The sequence below is a fragment of the Paraburkholderia sabiae genome, assembly GCF_030412785.1.
GTDB lineage: Bacteria > Pseudomonadota > Gammaproteobacteria > Burkholderiales > Burkholderiaceae > Paraburkholderia > Paraburkholderia sabiae.
Map to the genome: position 1 here is coordinate 111365 of NZ_CP125297.1, position 17725 is coordinate 129089.

Annotated in this window: 17 protein-coding genes; 1 reads left to right on the top strand and 16 read right to left on the bottom strand. The window is 57.4% G+C overall.

Translation table 11 applies throughout. The features are described 5' to 3' along the window. Positions 1 to 85: 85 nt before the first annotated feature. The 14 genes from QEN71_RS40245 to QEN71_RS40305 form a co-directional block, all read right to left on the bottom strand. Positions 86 to 1264 (bottom strand): threonine synthase, encoded by a 1179-nt coding sequence (locus QEN71_RS40245; protein ID WP_201662783.1) that lies wholly within the window; start codon positions 1262 to 1264, stop codon positions 86 to 88. Continuing rightward, the gene (locus QEN71_RS40250) at positions 1261 to 2277 is read right to left on the bottom strand and encodes a succinylglutamate desuccinylase/aspartoacylase family protein (protein WP_201662780.1); all 1017 of its coding nucleotides are present in this window, start codon (positions 2275 to 2277) and stop codon (positions 1261 to 1263) included. Before QEN71_RS40250 ends, QEN71_RS40245 begins: the two co-directional genes overlap by 4 nt. Positions 2278 to 2368: 91 nt before the next feature. Further along, a complete protein-coding gene (gene ehuB, locus QEN71_RS40255) occupies positions 2369 to 3211 on the bottom strand; it encodes an ectoine/hydroxyectoine ABC transporter substrate-binding protein EhuB (protein ID WP_290468297.1) in 843 nt (280 codons plus the stop codon). Positions 3212 to 3650: 439 nt separating this feature from the next. Then, complete coding sequence (locus QEN71_RS40260; RefSeq protein WP_201662740.1) at positions 3651 to 4802, bottom strand: porin; 1152 nt, start codon at positions 4800 to 4802, stop codon at positions 3651 to 3653. Positions 4803 to 5357: 555 nt separating this feature from the next. Beyond that, positions 5358 to 6083: an amino acid ABC transporter ATP-binding protein gene (locus QEN71_RS40265; RefSeq protein ID WP_201662738.1), complete on the bottom strand. Its 726-nt coding sequence runs from the start codon at positions 6081 to 6083 to the stop codon at positions 5358 to 5360. 39 nt (positions 6084 to 6122) lie between these two features. After that, on the bottom strand, positions 6123 to 7094 hold the full coding sequence (locus tag QEN71_RS40270) for an amino acid ABC transporter permease (protein ID WP_407675477.1): 972 nt from the start codon (positions 7092 to 7094) through the stop codon (positions 6123 to 6125). Between the two features lie 37 nt (positions 7095 to 7131). Beyond that, complete coding sequence (locus QEN71_RS44890; protein WP_377792055.1) at positions 7132 to 7518, bottom strand: FAD-dependent oxidoreductase; 387 nt, start codon at positions 7516 to 7518, stop codon at positions 7132 to 7134. A 96-nt stretch (positions 7519 to 7614) separates the two neighbouring features. Continuing rightward, positions 7615 to 8448, bottom strand: a complete 834-nt coding sequence (locus QEN71_RS40275) for a transporter substrate-binding domain-containing protein (protein WP_201662731.1) — start codon at positions 8446 to 8448, stop codon at positions 7615 to 7617. 617 nt (positions 8449 to 9065) lie between these two features. After that, positions 9066 to 9854, bottom strand: coding sequence for an amino acid ABC transporter ATP-binding protein (locus QEN71_RS40280; protein WP_407675476.1), 789 nt, complete (start codon positions 9852 to 9854; stop codon positions 9066 to 9068). Between the two features lie 19 nt (positions 9855 to 9873). After that, on the bottom strand, positions 9874 to 10533 hold the full coding sequence (gene ehuD, locus QEN71_RS40285) for an ectoine/hydroxyectoine ABC transporter permease subunit EhuD (RefSeq protein WP_201662790.1): 660 nt from the start codon (positions 10531 to 10533) through the stop codon (positions 9874 to 9876). Further along, positions 10523 to 11182: an amino acid ABC transporter permease gene (locus QEN71_RS40290; RefSeq protein ID WP_201662787.1), complete on the bottom strand. Its 660-nt coding sequence runs from the start codon at positions 11180 to 11182 to the stop codon at positions 10523 to 10525. The genes ehuD and QEN71_RS40290 overlap by 11 nt, the downstream gene beginning before the upstream one ends. 669 nt (positions 11183 to 11851) lie before the next feature. Continuing rightward, positions 11852 to 13030: a threonine synthase gene (locus tag QEN71_RS40295; protein WP_201662783.1), complete on the bottom strand. Its 1179-nt coding sequence runs from the start codon at positions 13028 to 13030 to the stop codon at positions 11852 to 11854. Beyond that, positions 13027 to 14043, bottom strand: a complete 1017-nt coding sequence (locus QEN71_RS40300; RefSeq protein ID WP_201662780.1) for a succinylglutamate desuccinylase/aspartoacylase family protein — start codon at positions 14041 to 14043, stop codon at positions 13027 to 13029. Before QEN71_RS40300 ends, QEN71_RS40295 begins: the two co-directional genes overlap by 4 nt. Positions 14044 to 14063: 20 nt before the next feature. Next, on the bottom strand, positions 14064 to 15260 hold the full coding sequence (locus QEN71_RS40305) for a M24 family metallopeptidase (RefSeq protein WP_201662851.1): 1197 nt from the start codon (positions 15258 to 15260) through the stop codon (positions 14064 to 14066). Between the two features lie 331 nt (positions 15261 to 15591). On the opposite strand from QEN71_RS40305, the gene QEN71_RS40310 reads away from it, so the two are divergent. Further along, entirely contained in the window at positions 15592 to 15894 is a 303-nt protein-coding gene (locus tag QEN71_RS40310) for a hypothetical protein (protein WP_201662848.1), read from the top strand. A 31-nt stretch (positions 15895 to 15925) separates the two neighbouring features. On the opposite strand, the gene QEN71_RS40315 is transcribed toward QEN71_RS40310, so the two are convergent. Together QEN71_RS40315 and QEN71_RS40320 are read right to left on the bottom strand one after the other, a co-directional pair. Further along, positions 15926 to 16210 (bottom strand): hypothetical protein, encoded by a 285-nt coding sequence (locus tag QEN71_RS40315; protein WP_201662845.1) that lies wholly within the window; start codon positions 16208 to 16210, stop codon positions 15926 to 15928. Positions 16211 to 16395: 185 nt separating this feature from the next. Then, positions 16396 to 17157: a GntR family transcriptional regulator gene (locus tag QEN71_RS40320; RefSeq protein ID WP_201662842.1), complete on the bottom strand. Its 762-nt coding sequence runs from the start codon at positions 17155 to 17157 to the stop codon at positions 16396 to 16398. Positions 17158 to 17725 lie beyond the last annotated feature (568 nt).

Sequence of the window (17725 nt, forward strand, 5' to 3'; positions counted from 1 at the left end):
AAGCTTGCGGGAACAGAACGTCCATATCGCCGAGGAGACCGGATATGGGCGTCCGCGCATTTGGCTTCCGTCTCCTGGTTGCCGACTACATCGATCGAAGCGAGACCGGCTCAAGCGGGCGCTCGTAGTGTGCGTCCTCCTTGTAACCGTGGGAGGTTACAACAATGACCGCGTTCGCTTCGCGTGACACGGCACCTGCATGCAGCAACTGCTTCAGACCGCTGAGCGCCGCCACGCTCGAGAGTTCGAGGTACAGGCCCGCGCGAGCCAGTTCGATCTGGTCCGCCTGCACCTGCTTGTCGCCGACCGCGACAGCCGTGCCGCCCGTCATCCGCAACGCTTCCACCGCCTGGAATGTGACCGTAGCCCCGTCGATCGAAACGACCGCCGAACTGCCGGCGAACGTCTCACGCATGTCGGCGCCCGCAAGCACACGCGTAATGCGAGGGAAAGGCTCCACCGCATGCACCTTCGGCAGCACCTTGAGCAGCCCCGCGCTGCGCAGGTCGGCATAGCCCTGTGCAATGCCCCAGATGATGTCTCCGCGGGAGGTTGGCACGACAATGTCCGTCGGCTGATGGGCACCCGACTGTGCAAACAGCTCGTATGCGATCGCCCGATATCCATCGACGCCGAACGGATTACTTCCGACCGGAGGGGTCACGTAGTTCGTCACCGGATACCACGCCCCCGACCGCGCCTTCTCGGACACGAGCAGCCACCGCTCGGCGCTGGTCGCGGTCGCGATGATTTGCGCTCCGTGCATCTCAGCGGCACGGCGCCAATTCGCGCTCATGTCCGGCGTCGTGACGATCACGCATCCCAGACCGGCACTCGCAGCATAAGCGGCCAGCGATACCCCGGCATTGCCGCTTGATGCAGCCGCAAGCGTAGTCGCACCGACTTCCCTCGCGCGATGCACGACGAACGCGCTCATCCGGTCCTTGTGGGAGCCCGTCGGATTAGCGCCCTCGTGTTTCGCCGACAAACTGCCAACGCCAATACGCTGCGCGAGCGCACGCAATCGGACCAGTGGAGTTTCTCCCTCACCGAGGACCGACCCGCCTGAATAGGCAAGCCAGTTTTCCCATTGCTTGGAGTTGAACACTGCATCGTCGTATGCCGGCGCGACGCTGGCTGGCCAGCCAGCGGACCGGCAATCTGGACATCCCTCGAAATAATCATCAACCGGAAAGAGGCTGTTGCATCGAATGCAACGCATACCGGTCATGTACGGATTGCGATGTGCAGTGCACGGCGTCATTTTTGAACTCCCCCCTCGATATCCCGCATGAACGTATAGAGGCAGTCGCCCCGTTTCGTCAGTGTCGGAAAGCGGCGGCATGCAACCAGCCCCGACGTACCAAAGGTCAGGTTGATCGGTGAATCGGTCGGACGCTCGATCGAATGCAGGTAACCGGCATGCTGCCCTGCCGTCACCTCGTCGCCCGGCATCGCCGCCGGCTCGAACAATCCATCGGATTCCGCGTAGAGTGAACCACTCTGACTCACCATTACGCGAGTCTCTTCCGGTTGCGGAAGCGTACGGTCAGTGCGAATTCCCATGTGGTCCAGCAAACGCAGGACCGCCAAACGCGCCAGTTCCTTCCCATCGGCGCGCAGCATCGCACCGCCGCCGAGTTCCGCAGTGATCACCGGTACACCGAGCGGCTCCGCGGCGGCAGGCAGCGTGGTGTTACCACCGCCGCCCTTGCCATCAGTGACATAACCGATCGGTGCGCCAAACACACGCAACATTTCCATTTGCCGCTCGTCCAGTTGCCTGTCGGCGCAAGGGCGAACCAGCGCGCAGGAAACGTAGTCGAGTGAACGGCCACCCGAATGCAGATCGACCACGAGATCCGCCATCGGCAGCAGGACCGTCGTCACGTAATGGGCGATCATTTGTGTGGCCGTCCCGTGTGCCTCTCCCGGATACAGGCGATTCAGATTGCCTTCATCAATCGGCGAGACCCGGCGGCCCGCCTCGACTGCCGGGAAATTGAGCGCAGGAAGGATGAGGATTCGCCCCGTGATCGTCGATGCCTCGATCGACCGGGCAAGTTCCAGCAGTGCAACCTGCCCTTCGTATTCATCGCCATGGGTGCCTGCGATAAGCACGGCGGTGGGACCATTCCCGTTCCTGATGCAAACGACCGGAATGGGAATCCAGCCGTAGGCCGAAAGATCGCTGGAAATCGGCAGCCGGAGCGAACCCGTCTGTTTCCCGTCGCGATCAAAATCGACGGGCGTCCATATGCGTGTGGGTGTTGACATGGCTTCAGTTGAAACAAGATTTAACGGATGATCGGAAGTGCTTCCGGCGACAGCGCACTCAGGAATTCAACCCCTTCGTCGGTGACGCGCATCACCGGTAATAATCGGGAGAGCACAATTCCTTGGCCGTCAGATCGGCCGGCGCTTCCGTAAAACCGTACTTGGCAAGGATGCCTTTTATCGTCCCGCCCGCTCTTAGCTTTTCAAAGCTCGCGTTATAGGCATCCCTGAGCTGCGTATCGTCAGGTCGGAATACCATGGCACCATAAGTAGCCGCTTCCCGGCCATTCTTCAGTACCCGTCCTTTGAAGGGCGTTGCACGCTCGAGCCGATCGCCAAGCATCGGTTGACCGAGCAGTCTGTCGACGGTCGAGGCACTAAGCGTGAGGGCGTCGACGCGTCCGGCCACGAGTGCACTGACACCAGAGTCGAGATCCTGGAACAACTGCATCTGCCCCTGGGGTATCCCTGCTGCTAGCGCGTTATCGGTATTTGCGCTGCCGCGATTGCCGGACATCCGGATCGCCGGATTCTTGACCACATCTTCATAACTGTGAATTTTTAGCGGATTGCCTTTTTTCACCAGCACGGCATCGACGCTTGCAAGATCGGGATCGCCGAATATCACCTGCCTGCAGCGGGCTGGCGTAATCCCCATACCGGACGCGACGACATCAACGCGCTTCGCAAGCAGGCTGGGGATCAGCGCAGGGAAATCGAGAACAACAAAATCAAACTGCTTGATTCCAAGCGGCCGCAAAACCGCCCTGATCAGGTCCGGGTGAACGCCGGAGACGCTGCCGTCTGCGGCCTTGAACGCCCAGGGCGCAGCGTTGCTTATGCCGATCGTGATACGACCTTCGCGCAGGACGCGATCCCCGGTTTGCTCAGCAGATGCCGGTGCGGCGACAGCGAAACCGGCAGCCACGACCATGCACGCAAATATTTTCCGAAATGAAAGCAGAATTTGTCTCCTTTATCTTGATAGCGGTCTTTGCACATTCGTCCGACGGCTGATCAAAGCTACCCATATCGCAGACCGGCTCTACGACACGCCACACTACCTAGTATACCGGCATACCTAATATTCCAACTTTAAATTCAACAGACTCGATGGTCAAGAGAAGTCAACATAAGATGTTGTCCTTTCTCACCATCTGGTGGCCTGATGCCCGTTGTGTTAGCCGCTCAGATTTCCGCGCGACGCCTGGAATCAGCTTCGCGAGCCGCGCCGCAGCCGAGCTTCTTGTCTGTAGCCACTCAGAATGAAAACGGACCGACCTGCAGTCGGCGCGAGTTCAGGCCAGCGCTAGAGCAACTGCTGGTTAAACAGCGTGCCGCGCCCGGCACGCCGTCAGTCTCGCATGCAGCCCTCAGAACTTGTGCCGCATTGCCGCGCGAATTACGAACTGGTTCGAATTCGAAGAGACGCCTGCTGCACCCGGAACATAGGCGACATCAAGCACTGTTTGAGTCTTGTCGCCGCTGACGTGCTGGTAGGCACCCTGCAGATAAAGGTCAGTGCGTTTTGATAGATAGTAGTCAGCCATCAGTCCGACCATCTGATAGTTGGGATGCAGCTTTCCGCTGGTCGCGTTGAAATCCGTATGGGTGTACGTGTACATCGCACCTGCGAAGAACGCGGGAGTGAACTGATATTTCGCGTTCACTTCGAAGTTCTGGAAGCGCAGCGACGACAAGTTTGAGCCAACGGGAGGCGTAATCACACCAACGTACGTAGAGCTAAGCGGTTGGGTGAGATTCGTGTTCGTGTAGGCAAAGCCCAGTGTCGCCGAACCGACCGTATAATTGATCCCGGCACCGAAGATGCGCAGGCGCGTGGCCAGAAAGTTTTGGTCGCCGCCGTTGGTGATTGCACCCGTGGCTGTTGAAGAGGGATTGTTGGCCTGCAGGTACGCCGCCGCGATCAACAAGCTGCCGTTCGTGTACTGCGCGCCAACGCTGTACTGGCGGTTGTTGGCAAAGTTTGTGTCGTTGCTGAAGCTGTACGTACCGCCGAACTGGAAACCAGCCAGATTTGGGCTCGTATATTTAGCGGTGTTGTTGACGCGGAAGGTATTATCCGTATTATCGTTGTCATACGGGTGCGCGAAGATGTAGCCACCCCAGTTTCCGTTCACGGTTGTCTGCGCGAGAAAATCGACCAGCGAGTCGTACTGACGCCCAAGCGTCATCTTGCCATAGGTGTCGCTGGCAACGCCGACGTAGGCCTGTCTTCCGAACATCAAACCGCCCTGGCCGAGCTTTCCGTTGTTCACGTTGAAGCCGTTTTCAAGCTGAAATATGGCCTTCACACCACCGCCGAGATCCTCGGCGCCCTTCAGGCCCCATCGGCTCCCTTGTAAGTAGCCGCTCTGCAGCTGGTAGGCCTTCTCACCATGTGCGTTGTTGGTGAAGTTGAATCCCTCGTCGATCAGGCCGTAAAGCGTCACCGAACTTTGTGCCATTGCAGGGATGGCAGATGCCGACAAGATCGACGCTGCGATAATACTTGTTGCTTTCATCAAAGTCTCCAAACCTTGTTAAAATCTCGCAAACAAATTACGTATGTAAATTTTCTTGTTCTTGCTTGACGCAGTGCCGGGGACCTCCTTATTTAGCCTATTTATCGCCCTGTGAGGACAAGTACTTCAGGTGTGTCAAAGACGGCATCTTGGCTACGGTCAACGAGCGCATTCTCGATATTGAAAATGTGACACTTCGTTTGTCGACATTGCGTCAGAGCACAAAAATCGCCCCCGTTCCAAAGTGATATTTGGTTTCACACTATCGCTGAGTGCGGCATCTTGTTTTAAAAAGGTAATCGCAAGTGTTATTAAGACGAATGCTCAGTACCTAGTGGTTCATGCAGAAGCCGAAAACCATAGACGGCCGCCCGATCTTTGCGACCCACTGCAGTTGCAAAGCACCATCAATACGGCGACATGTCAACCCGCAGGGCAGCGCACTGTTGTTGCGATATGAAACGGCGAATAGCCACTTCCCCCTTAACGCCGTAAATCCAACGCCACGATCGAGAGTGTCGTTGGCACAGTTGTGGTGTATTGTAGGCAAGCTAATCAGTGAAGGATTTTCCGCAAAAACTCTCTGGCGCGGTCAGAACGTGGATTGGAGAAAAATGCCTCCTTGCTGTCGTCTTCAACGATCAAACCCTTATCCATGAAGATCACGCGATTGGCGACTTTCTTCGCAAAGCCCATTTCATGGGTCACGCATACCATAGTCATGCCCTCCTGGGCGAGTTCCACAATGACGTCGAGAACCTCGTTGATCATCTCGGGGTCCAGCGCCGACGTGGGTTCGTCGAAGAGCATCGCGCCAGGATTCATTGATAGCGCACGCGCGATGGCCACGCGCTGTTGTTGCCCACCCGAGAGCTGACCGGGATACTTGTCGGCGTGCGATCGCAGGCCAACGCGATCGAGCAGACTGAGCCCCTTTGCGGCCGCCTCATCTTTCGAGCGACCAAGCACCTTGATCTGCGCGAGTGTCAGATTCTCGGTGATCGACAAATGGGGGAAAAGCTCGAAGTGCTGAAACACCATTCCGATCTTCGCGCGCAGCTTTGAGAGATTGGTTCTCTTGGCGCCAACCGACTGTCCATCGACACGAATCTCACCTTTCTGGAACGGTTCCAGCCCATTGACCGTTTTGATAAGCGTGGACTTTCCTGATCCGGACGGCCCGCATATGACGACCACTTCACCTTTTTTCACATGCGCCGTGCAATCGGTCAGTACCTGAAATTGTCCGTACGATTTTGAAACATTCTTTATCTCGATCATCTTCGCTCCCATTCACTACCTTGCTGCCACACGAGCACCTCACCGCACGGCCTTTCGAAATCTCCACTCGATACGCGACTGCACCAATTCGAGCACAAGCGACATCACCCAGTAAACGACCGCAGCACTAATCAGCATCTCCATGTGCCGGAACTCCTTCTGACCTTCCGTAGTGGCAACGTACGTGAGCTCCCACACGCCCACGACCGACACCAGCGAGCTGTCCTTGAGCATTGCGATAAACTGGTTACCGGTGGGCGGGATGATCACGCGCATCGCTTGCGGCAAAATGATGAGCCGCATCATTTGATTGGGCGTGAATCCGAGCGCGCGCGCGGCATTCCATTGGCCGTGTGGAATGCTTTGAATGCCCGCTCGGAATATTTCTGTCATATAAGCGCCGTAGCACAGCGACAGTGCCGCCACTCCTGCTGGAATGGGATCGACGACGTAGCCCAATTGAGGTAACCCGAGGTACAGAATAAAGATCTGCATGAGCAATGGGAGACCACGAAAGAGCGACGTATAAAACGTTGCAATGCCGACTGCAATGCTGTTGGATGAGAGCTTCGCGAGCGCGCCTATCAACGCGAGCACAAAGGCGATTGCGATGGAAATGGCCGAGACGAACAGCGTAGTCGTCGCACCCTGCGTGATCAGGTAGCCGATTTTGCGATGAATGAATTCGAAGCTCAGGTCGAACGTCGAAAGAAGCCCCACGAGCAACAGGAGCAACTCGCACCATACGATGCCGATCTGCGCGCGCGATGGCAAGCGTGTCAACAGATATCCATTTGCAGTAAGCGTGACGACTCCTCCGGCGAAAACCAGAGTCTTATGGAGCCCGCCCGGCATGTCGCCGAATTTTGCGAACCACGGCAGGTCCACGGCCGGCAACCATTGCGGCGCACCATGCGAGAGCATCGCGGAGACTGCCACCACTACGATCACTGCCGACAATGCGGTCGCCCGCCAACCCTTCCGGGCGCACTCCGCTCGCTGGACAAACATATTGCTCCTCCCCAATAAGTCCATTCGTGATGGTCGCTCACGCGGCCGGCTCACGCATAAAGTCCATCATCTGGTAGCTCCAGTACGTGAGCTGCGCGACCGCGAGCCCAACGTAGCTACCGTTCCATGGCACAGCCCAAGTGCCGCGAACGACTGGTAGCGTGCGGACGCCCGTGTAATGGCCTCGGCAATCACACGACCGCCAATCGCCGTCGTGTTCAGGTTTGGCCCCGAGCAGAGCGACGCTGCGGCCTCGGTGGAGTAACTCAAGAGCGGCAGTGATACCCGCCATGCCCGCACCTACGATGCAGACGTCCACGTTGACCTCTGTATTGACGGACGGTCTTGCGTTATCGCGACGGAGCGTGCGCGAATAATAGCTGTCCACGTAATCCGCAATCGTTGATTTCCCTAGACTTTTCATTCATGGAGTTGCGTGGCACACAGCGTCAGTGTCGCGATGAGTTGGATGAGCGCACGCTGCAAACGACTGGGCGTCTGCAGCGCGCAAGTTTCGTGGTTATTTGGTGTAATCCTTTCCAAACCAGCGTTCGCTGAGCTTTGTCAGCGTGCCGTCGTGCTTCATTTGCGCCACAGCGCCGCCGACTGCTTTGTCCCATTCTGGATCGCCCTTATCGGTCACGACCGCAAGAGGCTCCCGATACGCGTAGTCGCCCGGCAGAATCTTGATTGGATAGCCACTTTTGATGGCAGCAAGCGCGGTCTGCTCGGGCGTGACGATTGCATCGAGCCGCTTGCCGTCACCAAGGCGCAAGTCCTCGTATGGAAGCATGGTTGTCCCGTAGGTCTTCACCTGCTTTGGATCGTGCGGGAGGTATTTGAACGCCGGCACATCGGGACCGCCGATATTCAATTGACGATTGACATAATCTTCGGACGTCGTGCCCGCCTCCACGCCGATGACCTTATCGTTCAGATCGTCGCGCGAAGCGATTTTGGAGTTTTTATAGACGGCAAAAACATAGGGGCTGTAGTAGTACACAGCTGGGAAGTCTAGGAGCCGCTCACGCTCCTTGGTCGGCGTCACCGACAATACGCAAAGATCCCATCTGCCGTGCCAATGACCGCCAGTCATCAGGCTAAATTGTGGCGTCTCGAACGAAACCTTGACGCCAAGGCGCCGGCCGATCTCCTTCGCAACGTCGACATCGAAACCGTCGAATTCATGCTTGTCATTGAGGTATGCCTGGGGAGGCCATTTTGCGGCAGTGACGACGACCATGGTACCGCGCGACTTGACCCGCTCGAGCGTCTGACCTGCGTATGCAGCTCCCGCCATGCCAACCATCGCTGCGATACACATCGTATGCTTGACCAGCTTGCCGATTCTCATTGGCTGTCTCCTTTCAGACCTGATGCACATATCTATTGTTAATTTCCAGTTCCATTCAAAATATACCCGCCATCGCATTTTCGGGATACTGACAAAAAGTCTCACCTTAGTTAGGTAAACTCATTATGTTGATGATGCGTTGACCAAACGACACAAGAAAAATGTGATCTTTGTACTTGAATACAGTGCCCGCCAGAGACTAAGACTGTTCGCCGTTCTCGTAGCGAGACAGTTGCATAACGCTGCGGATCGGCCGGCTCGGGGTCACCAGATATTCTCTACAACGGCGTCGACGCCTTCGATCAATTTCGGATGAAGGTTTGTTGCCTTCCAAACTTGAGCAGAGCGTTACCGCACTCTCAGCCCAATAAGGCCACGTCGCAGTGATGCCGGCCATTCCACCAGCCAGTTACAACCGTCTACAGTAATATCGCTGTCGATAGATGTGTTCTCACCTTGTCTATGCCAGCGTGCGCAAATGTTTTTCCATTCCAACTGTCGATTTGTCGAAACGCTTACGACGACCATGCAGCGCCCCATGGATTTGGCAGCGTCACACATCGCCACCCTCTCCGTGCTCTGGTTTGCGCGTGAACGGTTGGACCGCAAACGAAGAATCAGTGCAGTATCTGCTCCAGGAAGCGACGTGCGCGTTCTGTTTTCGGTGCACCGAAGAAACGGTCGGGCGGCGCCTCTTCCACGATTTCACCTTTGTCCATAAAGATGACCCGGTCGGCCACCCTGCGTGCAAAGTTCATTTCATGAGTGACGCACACCATCGTCATACCTTCAACTGCGAGCCCTGTCATCACGTCAAGCACCTCGTTGACCATTTCAGGATCAAGCGCAGAAGTCGGCTCGTCGAAAAGCATGACTTTCGGCGTCATGCAAAGCGCCCGTGCGATCGCAACGCGCTGCTGCTGCCCGCCGGAAAGTTGTGCAGGATACTTTCCCGCCTGTTCGCCAATCCTGACCTTCTCCAGATTCATCATCGCGAGTTCTGTCGCCTGGGCTTTGCTCATCTTCTTTGCACGAACCGGAGCAAGGATGCAGTTTTGCAGCACGCTCAGGTGTGGAAAGAGATTGAATTGCTGGAAGACCATGCCAACCTCACGTCGCAGCGAAGGCAGGCTCTTCCGGCCAGCCGCTATTTGCTCACCGCTGACGATCACGCGACCTTTCTGATATGCCTCCAGATGATTGATACAGCGGATGAGCGTCGACTTGCCCGATCCGGACGGCCCGCAAATCACGATCCGCTCGCCGTCCCTGATCGACAAATTGATGTCTTTCAACACCTGGAATGCTCCGTACCATTTCGACAGCTGCTCGATTTCGACAACCCGCTCGGCCTGTACGGCCGGCGACGGTGTGGTGTCGCTGATCATTTTCAACATTGTGTTCATCGCTTCAGTCCGGGAAGAATTACCGCCGCGTAGAGGCCATCAGCCTCACCTCGAGGCGCTTGACGAGGTATGTCACCACCAGAGCCAGGGTCAAAAACAGCACACCGGCCACCAGCATGGGCTCCGCATACCGGTAGGTATCCGAAGCGATGTCCAGTGCGCTGCCAAGCATTTCCGGCACCGCAAGGACGGCCAGGACCGGGGTCGACTTCAGTATCGACACGAAGTAGCTACCCATCGGCGCGGCGATGTTTCTCAGCATCTGCGGCGTGACAACAAAACGCACCGTGTCGAGCTTGCTCAGGTGCAGCGATTGCGCAGCCTCGTACTGGCCTCGCGGAATCGAATCAATGCCCGATTTGAAAACTTCAGCGAGATAGCTCGAAAAATAGAAACTCAGTCCGAGTACCCCGACCACCATCGCGGGCAAAACGATTCCGTAGAATGGCAAAACAAAGAAAGCGAAATAGAGCTGGACCAGCGATGGCGTCGACCGGATCAAGTCAACAAATACGCCCATCGCGTAACGCATCGGCTTACCCGAGCGACGCAGCATCTCCCAGGTGAATCCCATTGCCGCCGCGCCGACAGAACTCAGTATCGCCACCAGAATCGTCGTGCCGATGCCGTGCAGCACCTGGGGCACGATCCTCATCGCGAACGCCATATCAAAGTTCATGTTTTGTCCCCCGATACTTTCCGATTCTCGCTTCGAGCCGTCGCCCAATAATCGCCATCGGATAGCAAATGACGCAGTAGGCAACGACCAGCGCGGTATAGACACCAATCGGGTTGTACGCCAGTTGCCCGATCTCCTTGGCCCTGAATGTCATATCCGTCAATGTGATCAACGAAACCAGGGCGGTCCCCTTCACGAGCTGGATGGCGAGGCTGACGAAGTTCGGCACGGTGGCCGTTATCGCCTGCGGCAACTCGACGAAGCACAAAACATTTATGCGGTTGAGTCCAAGCGCAAGTCCAGCCTCCGTTTGCCCCCTTTCGATAGACTGCAGCGCCGCCCGAACCGACTGGCTCCCGTAGCCTCCGATATTCAGACCCAGCACCATCGAACCCACGGTGATGGCCGACAGATCTACCCCGAACGACGGCAACGAGTAGTAGAAGGCGTAGAGCAGCACGATGGTTGGCGAACTGCGCCAGAACTCGATTACGGCCGTGACGAGCCGACGTGCCCAGCCATCAGTCATGTGCTGCAGAATCCCGAATACGAAGGCAAACGGGATCGCATAGAGAAGCCCGAGCACCGTTACAACCGCAGTAACGCGAAACCCTTCGAAGATGCCCAGCACGATCGCAAGAAGACTCATGTCCGTACTCCGTCGTTGGGCGCCGTGACAACCGGCACACCGGGCGATCCCGCCACGGCGCTTCCCCGGTAAGGCGTCACACGGGAGTACGTCACCGACCGCCGCCGTGTTCCGTCACCGTTACGCTTCGTTTCTGTAACGGGCGCTTCACGCCATACGCGACCGCCCGGAAAACGGCTGCCCTGTCGTTCAACGGCTGCCGGCAACAGCGCCAACCCGGAGCTGCAAAAGGCTGGTTCGCACTGCTTGATCACCGACGCCCCGAAGTCCGGCTCTGAAATCATAATAATCCCCTGCTTGAACACTCGAACACATGGAAGTATAGAATACCTGGTATATCGTTAGCCCTAGGGCAATCACGTATGCGTGGACAAACGGAGTGAGATAGGCGGCGACCCGTTTGCATACGTCCCGACTAGCAAGCGTCACGTCATGCACCCGTGACCGCACTTCTGGCGGCCCACGGCGCCGGCGTGGCATACAAATTCCGCCCGACGAGCGAAACAGGAATGAAGGTCGCGCCCGGATCGCCGAAGCGGTGCCCTCAGCGCCGAGGAAGCGCGCAATGATCCCGCATTTGGCCGAAGCTTGCGGGAACAGAACGTCCATATCGCCGAGGAGACCGGATATGGGCGTCCGCGCATTTGGCTTCCGTCTCCTGGTTGCCGACTACATCGATCGAAGCGAGACCGGCTCAAGCGGGCGCTCGTAGTGTGCGTCCTCCTTGTAACCGTGGGAGGTTACAACAATGACCGCGTTCGCTTCGCGTGACACGGCACCTGCATGCAGCAACTGCTTCAGACCGCTGAGCGCCGCCACGCTCGAGAGTTCGAGGTACAGGCCCGCGCGAGCCAGTTCGATCTGGTCCGCCTGCACCTGCTTGTCGCCGACCGCGACAGCCGTGCCGCCCGTCATCCGCAACGCTTCCACCGCCTGGAATGTGACCGTAGCCCCGTCGATCGAAACGACCGCCGAACTGCCGGCGAACGTCTCACGCATGTCGGCGCCCGCAAGCACACGCGTAATGCGAGGGAAAGGCTCCACCGCATGCACCTTCGGCAGCACCTTGAGCAGCCCCGCGCTGCGCAGGTCGGCATAGCCCTGTGCAATGCCCCAGATGATGTCTCCGCGGGAGGTTGGCACGACAATGTCCGTCGGCTGATGGGCACCCGACTGTGCAAACAGCTCGTATGCGATCGCCCGATATCCATCGACGCCGAACGGATTACTTCCGACCGGAGGGGTCACGTAGTTCGTCACCGGATACCACGCCCCCGACCGCGCCTTCTCGGACACGAGCAGCCACCGCTCGGCGCTGGTCGCGGTCGCGATGATTTGCGCTCCGTGCATCTCAGCGGCACGGCGCCAATTCGCGCTCATGTCCGGCGTCGTGACGATCACGCATCCCAGACCGGCACTCGCAGCATAAGCGGCCAGCGATACCCCGGCATTGCCGCTTGATGCAGCCGCAAGCGTAGTCGCACCGACTTCCCTCGCGCGATGCACGACGAACGCGCTCATCCGGTCCTTGTGGGAGCCCGTCGGATTAGCGCCCTCGTGTTTCGCCGACAAACTGCCAACGCCAATACGCTGCGCGAGCGCACGCAATCGGACCAGTGGAGTTTCTCCCTCACCGAGGACCGACCCGCCTGAATAGGCAAGCCAGTTTTCCCATTGCTTGGAGTTGAACACTGCATCGTCGTATGCCGGCGCGACGCTGGCTGGCCAGCCAGCGGACCGGCAATCTGGACATCCCTCGAAATAATCATCAACCGGAAAGAGGCTGTTGCATCGAATGCAACGCATACCGGTCATGTACGGATTGCGATGTGCAGTGCACGGCGTCATTTTTGAACTCCCCCCTCGATATCCCGCATGAACGTATAGAGGCAGTCGCCCCGTTTCGTCAGTGTCGGAAAGCGGCGGCATGCAACCAGCCCCGACGTACCAAAGGTCAGGTTGATCGGTGAATCGGTCGGACGCTCGATCGAATGCAGGTAACCGGCATGCTGCCCTGCCGTCACCTCGTCGCCCGGCATCGCCGCCGGCTCGAACAATCCATCGGATTCCGCGTAGAGTGAACCACTCTGACTCACCATTACGCGAGTCTCTTCCGGTTGCGGAAGCGTACGGTCAGTGCGAATTCCCATGTGGTCCAGCAAACGCAGGACCGCCAAACGCGCCAGTTCCTTCCCATCGGCGCGCAGCATCGCACCGCCGCCGAGTTCCGCAGTGATCACCGGTACACCGAGCGGCTCCGCGGCGGCAGGCAGCGTGGTGTTACCACCGCCGCCCTTGCCATCAGTGACATAACCGATCGGTGCGCCAAACACACGCAACATTTCCATTTGCCGCTCGTCCAGTTGCCTGTCGGCGCAAGGGCGAACCAGCGCGCAGGAAACGTAGTCGAGTGAACGGCCACCCGAATGCAGATCGACCACGAGATCCGCCATCGGCAGCAGGACCGTCGTCACGTAATGGGCGATCATTTGTGTGGCCGTCCCGTGTGCCTCTCCCGGATACAGGCGATTCAGATTGCCTTCATCAATCGGCGAGACCCGGCGGCCCGCCTCGACTGCCGGGAAATTGAGCGCAGGAAGGATGAGGATTCGCCCCGTGATCGTCGATGCCTCGATCGACCGGGCAAGTTCCAGCAGTGCAACCTGCCCTTCGTATTCATCGCCATGGGTGCCTGCGATAAGCACGGCGGTGGGACCATTCCCGTTCCTGATGCAAACGACCGGAATGGGAATCCAGCCGTAGGCCGAAAGATCGCTGGAAATCGGCAGCCGGAGCGAACCCGTCTGTTTCCCGTCGCGATCAAAATCGACGGGCGTCCATATGCGTGTGGGTGTTGACATGGCTTCAGTTGAAACAAGATTTAACGGATGATCGGAAGTGCTTCCGGCGACAGCGCACTCAGGAATTCAACCCCTTCGTCGGTGACATAGACAACTTCTTCGAACTGGAATACCGCACCGTCTTTTTCAAGCTTGGGCTCGATATGAAGAATCATCCCTAGATGAATTACCTGTTGGTCCACGGCCGACAGCGATGGAGGCTCAGTGACGTCAAGGCCACCGCCGTGTCCGATTCGCGTGACACCCGCGTAGATGTTTCCGAGTAGCAATTCACTCCAACGGCTTCTAAATTTTCCAAAGACATCGGCGCACGTCATGCCAGCACGCACCGAACGACAAAGTTCGTGCGTCAAGCTCCGCACCGCGGTATAAGTGTCGCGTTCCCATTGCGCGGGCTCGCCCGCTCGCGCAATGCGGTTCCGATCCGCCGGGTAGCCGCCATACGTCGCCCGGAAGTCGGTCCATACATAGTGCCCAGGCTCCAGACGTCGCGTGCCTGCGGGGCGCCCATAAGTGAAGTCGCCTTTACTGAATAGCATCGCGATCTGGTCCCCGGTCTCGGCGCCATTGAGAAAGATCTGTGCTTGCATGAGCTGGTACAGCTCATACTCAGGAATGCCAATGTACGCTTGGGCGATAGCGACATCGAAAGCATCGTTGACGATCGCAAACGCAGTGCGCTTCATATCCGCTTCAAACCGGCTTTTGATGAGGCGGACACGCCACAACGCCGGCCCGGCGCTTCCCACCGTTCCATCTGCCGATAGACTACGCAGCGCGTCGACGAGCTGAAGCGAGCCAAGACCGAAAAAATCCTGGCCGTAATCGATCGCGACCCGAGGCGTGACACCCGTGAAGATTTTTCGGATGATCTTGGCGGCTAAAACCACACCCTCTGCCAGATACCCGTCATAGAACTGTGCGGTGAAATTCCTGGGCTCGAGTCCCACGCCCTTTGTTTCGATGATGCTTGCGACCAACAGTAGTTCTTTCGCGGTAACGAGGACGAATACGGGACGCGCCTTATACATCCATCCCAATGTGTGGTAATCGGTGAAGTACTCGATGTTCTTCTTGTCGGAGAGAACAATGACGTCCAGCCCATCCCGCTCCATCTCCTGCCGGATTCTTTTCAAGCGGGTTTCGAGTTCGCGTGCCGGAACTTTTGGGGCCGGAGGACGGGGCCGTGCAATCAGATTCACTTTTTTCTCACACATGGGATGCTCCCTCACCGATTCGGCCAGGTACTGGTATAGCCGCATAGCTAATATACCCAGTATGCTATTACGGCTATGACATGTCAACTTGCGGACGCAGCGCGCGAAGCGACTGAGCAGGATACAACGGCCACTCAATAGCCAATCGCGCATTTACCTCAGCACGCTTGCTCATGCGAAGTCGCGTACATCTGATGAAAGCCGCGGCGCGGCACGGGTTTGAAACTGCGGCAGAACTACACTCGCGACGCCCGCGCTTGGCGCGGCTACGCATACGTCAAACAAAAACAGGCGCACGGGGAAGACGTTGCGCTCGCGCAGTGGGATGATCATGCGTAACGCCAAGCGTCAGCTCGACCAAATCGCCGGCACCCGGGAAGCGCAGTGTGCTGCAGGTTCTGGTTGGCCGCGCAAATGGAAGACGTCAAAGCAGGAAGGCAAAGACAAGCTGCGCGCAGGAGTGGAATGCCTGGAGAAAGGCAAGGCGCGCACCTACAAATTCGGTGTCAAGGGCGCCCACCACGACAATCTACAAGGAAAGCCTCGTGATGGCGGCGCGCTGCCAGGTAATCCGCACGACTGCCACACGCTGATGGGGGGAACAAGCAGCAATCTTGGGCGACGTGAAACCTGAAGTTCCCGTCGCCGATCGTGGCAACAAGGGGTTACAGTTTCCGGCGGAAGAACAGAACCACTACCGCAGGAATGCGGCGCAGAAGAAGCGGTGGGCTGCACGCAATGATTAGCAGTCTAGCGAGATCGCCGCCGCCATCGGTCACATGCAGTGGGTGGGAAATTCGAGCGAAAAATGGCTTAAAGGCGCGTTCGTTGATGAGATTCAGGCCGTGCTGTTCAGCGCCGCCCACCTGAGCATGATTCTCAAAAACCTGCGGTTTTTGACGCGATTCCTCCGATCGCCGTGATGAACCGCATAGCGGTCGCTGCTTCAACTGTATGCGCGATATCGCGCGAAGCTAATTTGTTGCCACGAGCCGATCAATGATAGCCACCATACCGCGATGCGAGCACCGACCCGTTGCGAAACGAATCGGGCCACATCCGCGGCCCGGTGGGTGCAGGTGCCAACCGATAACAAAAGCGATTCCCGATCTCCTCAAGCTAGCATCACTGAGATTTATTTCTTCGTCTTCACCATCTTCGAAAGCTGCAGAGAATTGAGCCTGACCGAACAGGCCAAACGATCGAACGGTGATTCGACAATGCCAATGACAAACGTCGCCGGATCCTTCGTTTTGAGGTCGTAAAGTCGGCGCAAGGTTGGATAGCCATTGGGAATGGAAAATATTCGCTGTGCCTCCACCGATGCGGGCGACGCGTCTATGATAATAGACATATCCTTGATGTCGACGTTATGTCGTCGAAGCGCATCAACAATGTAGCGCTCTCCAAATTCATCAACGATTTCGTCTGCGATATTCGTAGGCACATACGCCGAGTCGTACATGATAGGCACACCGTCCGCATAGATCACCTTGCGAACGCAAAGCAAGACCTTGTTCGGAAGCTCGAATACGCTCAAGGCTGGATCAGTAATTCTCTCTTTCGTGATCGATATCAGCTCGATCTTCGTATCGAAGCCATGCCGTCGCGCGTCGTCCTGCGAAGACATACATACGTCCACCTCGCGGATAAAGCGGCGTCGATCCTTCACGAAGGTTCCCTTGCCGGGAATTGAAGTCAGTACGCCCTCGGACTGAAGATCCCGCAAGGCGCGCTTTACAGTAATGGAACTGACGCCGAACTCTTCGCCAAGTTGCGCCGTCGACATGATCACATCGCCCGGCTTGTATATTCCATCGGCAATCCGTCGCGAGATCTCGGCACGCACGGATTCGTGAAGGGGCGAGCCGTTTTGGCCCAAAGCGCGTTTGTTCATCTAGGAACTCAATATTCGTTGCTGAAGGCCGGGCTCGAGCCGCTCCGAGCGACAGTGAGTTGCGCACTCGATTTCCGTAAGACCTGGTATAATAGCACCATACTTACCGTCCGTATCCCATGATGGCCAAGCGCGGCCTTGCCCTGCTTGATGTTGAGGCCCTCGCGCACATCGAGAATCGGTGCGTCGAACAGAGCTTGTGGATGGGGGCACCAACGTCCTGAAAAGCGAAGATCCCAAGTACACCATCGATCGTGATTCACTCCACTCGTCGCCGCCTTGACAGACTGCGACCGTTCGCTGGATGGCCGTAGGTCAATCTGAGTCGATGGAGTGCGATTTCCTGCGGCGGCTGCCTATGTCCGGCAGATGAAACGTCGCCTGAATTTGCCGGCTCCCGTGCCGGCGAGACATTCGCCTGCACACTGCAAATAATACTAGGTATATCCAAACGTTTTAGTTGGGAGAACCCCTAACTGCTTGGTCCGGTTAAGAGCCGCGCGGGGTAGTGAAGCACTTCATGCAAATGCCGCGCCGAGCCCTGTTGACATATCATGTTTTTCTAGGT